The sequence below is a fragment of the Nonomuraea sp. NPDC004702 genome (genome assembly GCF_053601695.1).
Window position 1 is genome coordinate 1 of sequence record NZ_JBSGCE010000188.1, and the last position, 1937, is coordinate 1937.

Here is a 1937-nt window from a genome sequence, read left to right on the forward strand (position 1 = left end):
CAGAAGACGGCCTGGACCGAGGCGGCCGGCACGTTCACCGCGCCCACGGGCGCGACCCGCGTCGACTGGACCTTCGTCTGGCGACGGTCCGGCCGCGGCCGCGCCCCTGGTGGAGCTGCGTGACGTGCACGTCGGCGACCGGCTCCACGTCAGGTCGCTGACCGTCCGGCCGGGCGAGCGGGTGCTGGTGAGCGGGCCCAACGGGGCGGGCAAGTCCACGTTGCTGCGGGTCCTGGCCGAGCGCGCCGGGTGCCGGGCCGGCCACCTCCCCCAGGACGACGACCTCGACCCCGGCCTGGCCGTGCTCGCCGCGTTCGGGCACGACGGCTACGCCGACGAGCGGCGCGCGGCCCTGCTGGACACCGGCCTCTTCCCCGCGCACGCGCTCGACCGGCGGGTGGGCGAGCTCTCGGTCGGCCAGCGGCGCCGGCTGTCGCTGGCCAGGCTGCTCATCAGGGAGCACGACTTGCTGCTGCTCGACGAGCCGACCAACCATCTGTCGCCCGTCCTGGCCGACGAGCTCGACCACGCGCTCGCCGCCTACCAGGGGGCGGTGGTCATGGTCACGCACGACCGGGCGCTGAGGCGCCGTTTCACGGGCACCGAGATCCGACTGACAGGGGGACACGTATGTTGACCATGATTTCCGCGGGCTCGCCCTACGGCGTGGCCACCGCCGCCGACGGCGCGCTCTGGTTCACGCTCGTTCATCAGGGCTGTGTCGGCAGGCTGGTGCCGGGGCACGAGCCGGTGATCCATCAGCTCGACCCGGCCGACGGGCAGCCCGGCGTGATCGTGCCCGGCCACGACGGCGCGATGTGGTTCACCGAGGGCAAGGGCGGCCGGGTCTGCCGCATCACCCGCGACGGCCAGGTCACCGCGTACCCGGCCGACTCGCCGTACGGGATCGTCGCCGGGCCCGACGGGGCGATGTGGTTCACCCAGATGAGCAGCGGGCGCATCGGGCGCATCGGCGCCGACGGCGAGCGCTCCGACTTCGACGTGCCGGTGGAGGGCGGTATGCCCGCCTTCATCACGGTGGGCGGCGACGACGCGCTCTGGTTCTCGATCAACCAGGGCCACGCCGTCGGCCGGATCTCGCTGTCCGGGGAGGTCACCGTGCATCCGCTGCCCACCGAGGGCGCCGCCCCCGTGGGCATCACGCTCGGGCCCGACGGGGCCGTGTGGTTCGTGGAGATCGGCGCGGGGCAGGTCGGCCGGATCGATCCGGCCGGGAAGATCACCGAGTTCCCGCTGCCCGATCGGGCCTGCCGTCCGCACGCCATCGTGGCCGGTCCCGACGGCGCGCTCTGGTTCACCGAGTGGGCCGCCGGGCGTCTCGGCCGCATCACGGTCGACGGCGCGATCGAGGTGCACCCGCTGCCCTCGGTGCCGGTGCCGCCGTCCGCGACCGCCGGGCAGGGCGAGCCGGGCGCCGCCGGCAGCAGCGAGCCGCACGGGCTGGCGGTCGGTGCCGACGGAGCGATCTGGGTAGCCCTGGAAGCCGGCGCCCTGGCCCGCATCCTGCCCCCCCCTCACCCACCCCCGACCAGTGACGACACACCCAACTGGTGACGCCCCCACCCGACCGGTGACGGCCCCACCCGACCGGTGACGGCCCCACCCGACCGGTGACGGCCCCACCCGACCGGTGACGGCCCCACCCGACCGGTGACGGTTGCACCCGGCCGGTGAGCCGCGGCGGCGTGGCCCCGGTGACCGTGGCGGGTGCTGACGGCCCCCCGAATCCCCCTGGCGGCGCGGCGGGTCCGGGTAGCGGTGGGTGTGCGGGTGGCGGCATGGCCCCGGTGACCGTGGCGGGTGCTGACGTCCCCGGATCCCCTAGGCCGTGTTTCGAAAGATCACGACGTGGTTGGGCGTGTCGTTGATCGTTAAAAGAAGAGGTCTCCGGTAGTTGGTTCAACGACCAAGAAGAA

Annotated in this window: 2 protein-coding genes; both read left to right on the forward strand. The window is 74.1% G+C overall.

Annotation, left to right across the window (positions count from 1 at the left end; translation table 11 throughout):
* Positions 1 to 109 precede the first annotated feature (109 nt).
* Complete coding sequence (locus tag ACWEJ6_RS54665; RefSeq protein WP_452433688.1) at positions 110 to 637, forward strand: ATP-binding cassette domain-containing protein; 528 nt, start codon at positions 110 to 112, stop codon at positions 635 to 637.
* A complete protein-coding gene (locus ACWEJ6_RS54670) occupies positions 631 to 1575 on the forward strand; it encodes a Vgb family protein (protein WP_452433690.1) in 945 nt (314 codons plus the stop codon). Before ACWEJ6_RS54665 ends, ACWEJ6_RS54670 begins: the two co-directional genes overlap by 7 nt.
* Positions 1576 to 1937: the final 362 nt, after the last annotated feature.

Excerpts from the sequence above, each read along its gene's own strand:
- ACWEJ6_RS54670 (WP_452433690.1), top strand. The coding sequence starts at position 631 with ATGTTGACCATGATTTCCGCGGGCTCGCCCTACGGCGTGGCCACCGCC.